Here is a 4,415-nt window from a genome sequence, read left to right as displayed (position 1 = left end):
TTTTAAGGTTGTGTCAGTACTGACTGACCGCACCATATTGCTGATATGGCTCAGTTGGTAGAGCACACCCTTGGTAAGGGTGAGGTCCCCAGTTCGAATCTGGGTATCAGCACCATATAATCGGCATTTAAAAAGAATTTACCTAGCGGCAATAGCGCGGTGGTCCCACCTGACCCCATGCCGAACTCAGTAGTGAAACGCCGTAGCGCCGATGGTAGTGTGGGGTCTCCCCATGTGAGAGTAGGGAACTGCTAGGTTTTAAATACAAAGAAGCCACCCATTGGGTGGCTTTTTTCATTCTACGAATAGAATAATTTTTACTAATTATCTTATTTTCCTAATCTTGCTATTCACTCGTAATCCAGCCTGATAGACTTATCCTATCCTAGTTTTATTTGTACTGAAGGCTGTAATGAACCTAATGTCTGAACTTAAATCATTTAATAGCTTTGGCATTCAAGCAAAAGCATTATCAATTGTTTTTGTGGATAATCAAGAATCTTTACTCCAACAATGGGCCGAGGCTAAAAATCAGCAACTTCCCGTATTATTATTAGGGGGAGGAAGCAATGTTCTATTTGTTGCAGATTTTGAAGGTGTGGTAATTATCAATCAGCTGAAGGGTATAAAAATAACAGAAGATAACAGCTATTGGTATGTTCATGCCCAAGCAGGTGAAAATTGGCATCAATTACTTGAAATATTATTGAGTAAAGGTGTTTTTGGTGCAGAAAATTTAGCGTTGATCCCGGGTTGTGTTGGCTCTGCTCCCATTCAAAATATTGGTGCTTATGGTATAGAGCTGAAAGATATATGTGAGTATGTTGATGTACTTTCTCTAGAAACAGGTAAAGTAGCTCGGCTAACCGCTGCTGAGTGCCAGTTTGGCTATCGTGATAGTATTTTTAAGCATGAATATCAATATGGTCATGTCATTATCAGTGTTGGGTTAAAACTTGCTAAAGAATGGGCACCTAAGCTTATGTATGGTGACCTTGCTCAACTTGACCCCAATACAGTAACGCCAGAACAAGTATTCAACTCTGTATGCCAAACACGTAGAAGTAAATTACCTGACCCAACAGTAACAGGCAATGCGGGGAGTTTCTTTAAGAATCCCGTTATTTCGGCAGAAAAGGCACAGGCCATAAAAATAGCTTATCCTAATTGTCCCCAATATGAACAAGCTGATGGCAGTATTAAATTAGCCGCAGGCTGGCTAATTGACCAGTGTGGTTTAAAAGGTCATCAAATCGGTGGTGCTGCCGTTCACACCCAACAGGCGTTGGTGCTAATTAATAAGCACCACGCAACAGGGCAAGATATTGCTAACTTGGCGAAATATGTGAGTCAAACGGTAGCAAAGCGTTTTGATATTATCTTAGAGCCAGAAGTCAGGTTTATAGGCAGAAGGGGTGAAGTTAATGCAATGGATTATATTCGATGAAAGAAACTAATATTCCTTTACAGCTAATTGATATCTTAGCTGATGCTCAGGTCCATTCGGGGGAGCAACTCGGTGAACAATTAGGAATGACAAGATCTGCAATTAATAAACATATCAAAACATTGCGCTCTTGGGGACTAAACATAGAAACAATAGCTGGCAAAGGCTATAAGCTACCATATCAAATCAATTTATTAAGCAAAGAAGTTATTAAAAAACAAGTTGATGGCGTGAATATTATTGTTGAGCCAGTTATTGATTCAACGAATCAATATATGTTAGAGCGTATTAATAGCCTGAAGTCAGGGGATACTTGCTTAGCCGAATATCAAAGTGCTGGGCGTGGTAGAAGAGGGCGCCAGTGGATTTCACCATTTGGCTGTAATCTCTACCTTTCTATGTATTGGAAATTAGATCAAGGCCCTGCCGCTGCAGTAGGACTAAGCCTTGTTGTCGGTATCGTCATTGCGGAAGCATTGAATAAAATAAGCCAAGATAAAGTAAAAGTAAAATGGCCTAATGATTTATATATGAATGATAAAAAACTTGCCGGAATTCTAGTTGAATTAACAGGTAAAACAGGAGATGCCGCTCACATTATTATTGGGATTGGAATTAATATTGGTATGAATAAAAACAATATTGAAGACGCTAATACAATAACACAAGAATGGTCATCACTAAGAGATGAAGTTGAGAATATAGAGCGTAATGAATTATCTGCAAATATTATTAAGTCATTAAGAAAGTCCTTGGTTATATTTGAGCGAGAAGGGCTGAAACCATTTTTAGAACGGTGGTTTAAATTAGACAACTTTCTTAATAGACCTGTTAAGCTATTGATAGGTAATGATATAATAACGGGTGTTGAACGTGGTATTAATGATCAAGGTGCTTTGTTATTACAAAAAGATAATGATGAAATAATACCGTATATAGGTGGTGAAATATCATTGCGGCCTAATTGATTATATATTATTGGCCGGCAATAAGCCGGCCAATATAAATAATTACTTTCTTAGTCTAACACTCTGAATAGAATGGTTTTCACCTTTAGTCATAATTAAACTTGCTCTTTCCTTTGTTGGTAATATATTTTCTTCAAGATTTAATCCGTTAATTTCATCCCAGATAGAGCCTGCAATATTAATTGCTTCTTCTTCCCTTAGTTTAGAATAATTATGGAAATAAGAATCAGGATCTGAGAATGCACCTTGCCTAAATTTAAGAAACCGGCCGATATACCACTGTTTTAATAATTCAGGTGCAGCATCAACATAAATAGAAAAATCAACAAAGTCAGATACAAAGACATGATGAGGATCTTGTGGGTAATCCATATCACTTTGTAAGACATTCAGCCCTTCAAGTATTAAAATATCAGGTTGATCAATGATTTGTTCCTGGTCAGGAACGATATCATACGTTAAATGTGAATAAACTGGTGCTTTAACGTTACGTGCACCTGATTTTATTTGCGACACGAAGTTGACAAGTTTTCGCATATCATAAGACTGCGGAAACCCTTTTTTCTTCATGATATTCCTATCTTTCAATACTTGATTAGGATGTAAAAAACCATCAGTCGTAATTAAGTCAACTTTACGGTGTTCTGGCCAACGAGTGAGTAGTGCTTGTAGCAAACGTGCCGTTGTACTTTTACCAACAGCTACGCTACCCGCTATACCAATAATATAAGGCACTTTTGCGCCATTAGTTCCAAGAAACTGCTCTAAGACAGCCTGACGACGTAAGTTTGAACTGATATAAAAATTCAATAAACGCGATAAAGGTAGATAAATCTCTATAACATCTTCCATAGAGAGCTCTTCGTTAATCCCTTTTAACTCTAAGAGTTCGCTCGATGTTAATGTAAGTGGAACTGAATCACGTAAAGTTGCCCAGTGTTCTCTATCAAACTCTAAGTATGGCGTAGTAATAAAATTTTCTTTCTTTTTCATAAACCAACATCTGCCTATTTTGTGCAGGTTGGACAGGTTGCCTAAACACCCGTATCCATAAAATTTGCTAGCATCATAGCGAGTGAAAGTGGGTAGGCGTAGGTTTTTTTCTATTTTTTATGAGTTTTTTTTGATATACGCAGAAAAAATGATACTGAGTGACGAAAAAAACACCTAAAAATGAAAGGGTAAAATTATGATATCGAATAAAAAATAATAATTTTAAAAATTTTAAGTCTTTTTCTCCCTTTACTGACTAAATGGTAATGGACTATAGTTAACAGCTGTTGTTGATGTTTTAAGCTTAAAATAGTTAAAAAATCAACAAAAATGCAAAAAGCGAACAAAATGTGAGCGAACAGACAAAAAAGTTAATTTTTTTGTTGCAACCTGCGCCGACTCTACCTAGAATGCGCAGCACTTGATGCCGGCATAGCTCAGTTGGTAGAGCAACTGACTTGTAATCAGTAGGTCCCGAGTTCGACTCTTGGTGCCGGCACCATTAAAAATTTGGATAGGTGGGATACCCAAGCGGCCAAAGGGAGCAGACTGTAAATCTGCCGTCACAGACTTCGAAGGTTCGAATCCTTCTCCCACCACCATCTCCAAGAAATTTTCTTCAATGAAAATTTTGAGGAACAGTTTAACAGCTGATAACTCAGGTAGCCGAGTTCATTGCGGGCATCGTATAATGGCTATTACCTCAGCCTTCCAAGCTGATGATGCGGGTTCGATTCCCGCTGCCCGCTCCAAGATGTGCTGATATGGCTCAGTTGGTAGAGCACACCCTTGGTAAGGGTGAGGTCGGCAGTTCGAATCTGCCTATCAGCACCACTTCCTTCATGTTCTCAATTATCTCCCTGATTTGTCTCCTGAAAAAAACAAGCGAAAATAAATTCTTGCTTGGTTGATGTGGTTTAACCACCGATTCCGTGTCTTAGAGGGACAATCTAATGTCTAAAGAAAAATTTGAACGTTCAAAACCGCACGTTAACGTTGGTACTATC

At 38.2% G+C, this 4,415-nt stretch carries 3 protein-coding genes, 5 tRNA genes and 1 rRNA gene; 8 read left to right on the top strand and 1 reads right to left on the bottom strand.

Annotated elements, in window-relative coordinates:
• The first annotated feature begins 39 nt into the window (after nt 1-39).
• The 4 genes from PR800_RS19430 (at nt 40) to birA (ending at nt 2,415) form a co-directional block, all read left to right on the top strand.
• Nucleotides 40-115: transfer RNA gene (locus PR800_RS19430), tRNA-Thr, on the top strand.
• A 26-nt stretch (nt 116-141) separates the two neighbouring features.
• Nucleotides 142-257 (top strand): 5S ribosomal RNA (gene rrf, locus PR800_RS19425).
• A gap of 155 nt (nt 258-412) precedes the next feature.
• Nucleotides 413-1,447 carry a UDP-N-acetylmuramate dehydrogenase gene (gene murB / locus PR800_RS19420; protein WP_166268370.1) on the top strand — a complete coding sequence of 345 codons (1,035 nt, stop codon included), beginning with the start codon at nt 413-415 and terminating at the stop codon, nt 1,445-1,447.
• Nucleotides 1,444-2,415: a bifunctional biotin--[acetyl-CoA-carboxylase] ligase/biotin operon repressor BirA gene (gene birA / locus PR800_RS19415; protein ID WP_166268372.1), complete on the top strand. Its 972-nt coding sequence runs from the start codon at nt 1,444-1,446 to the stop codon at nt 2,413-2,415. Before murB ends, birA begins: the two co-directional genes overlap by 4 nt.
• A gap of 42 nt (nt 2,416-2,457) precedes the next feature.
• Here birA and coaA read toward each other — a convergent pair whose 3' ends face one another.
• Nucleotides 2,458-3,408, bottom strand: a complete 951-nt coding sequence (gene coaA / locus PR800_RS19410; RefSeq protein ID WP_102140753.1) for a type I pantothenate kinase — start codon at nt 3,406-3,408, stop codon at nt 2,458-2,460.
• Between the two features lie 426 nt (nt 3,409-3,834).
• Here coaA and PR800_RS19405 point away from each other — a divergent pair.
• The 4 genes from PR800_RS19405 (at nt 3,835) to PR800_RS19390 (ending at nt 4,242) form a co-directional block, all read left to right on the top strand.
• Nucleotides 3,835-3,910, top strand: a tRNA-Thr gene (locus PR800_RS19405).
• Nucleotides 3,911-3,925: 15 nt separating this feature from the next.
• Nucleotides 3,926-4,010 (top strand) — tRNA-Tyr (locus PR800_RS19400).
• Between the two features lie 75 nt (nt 4,011-4,085).
• Nucleotides 4,086-4,160, top strand: a tRNA-Gly gene (locus tag PR800_RS19395).
• A gap of 6 nt (nt 4,161-4,166) precedes the next feature.
• Nucleotides 4,167-4,242, top strand: a tRNA-Thr gene (locus PR800_RS19390).
• The last annotated feature ends 173 nt before the right edge of the window (nt 4,243-4,415 follow it).

The sequence above is a fragment of the Providencia sp. PROV205 genome, from assembly GCF_028479505.1.
Taxonomy (GTDB): Bacteria; Pseudomonadota; Gammaproteobacteria; order Enterobacterales; family Enterobacteriaceae; genus Providencia; species Providencia huaxiensis.
This window is presented reverse-complemented; position numbering and strand designations above follow the sequence as displayed.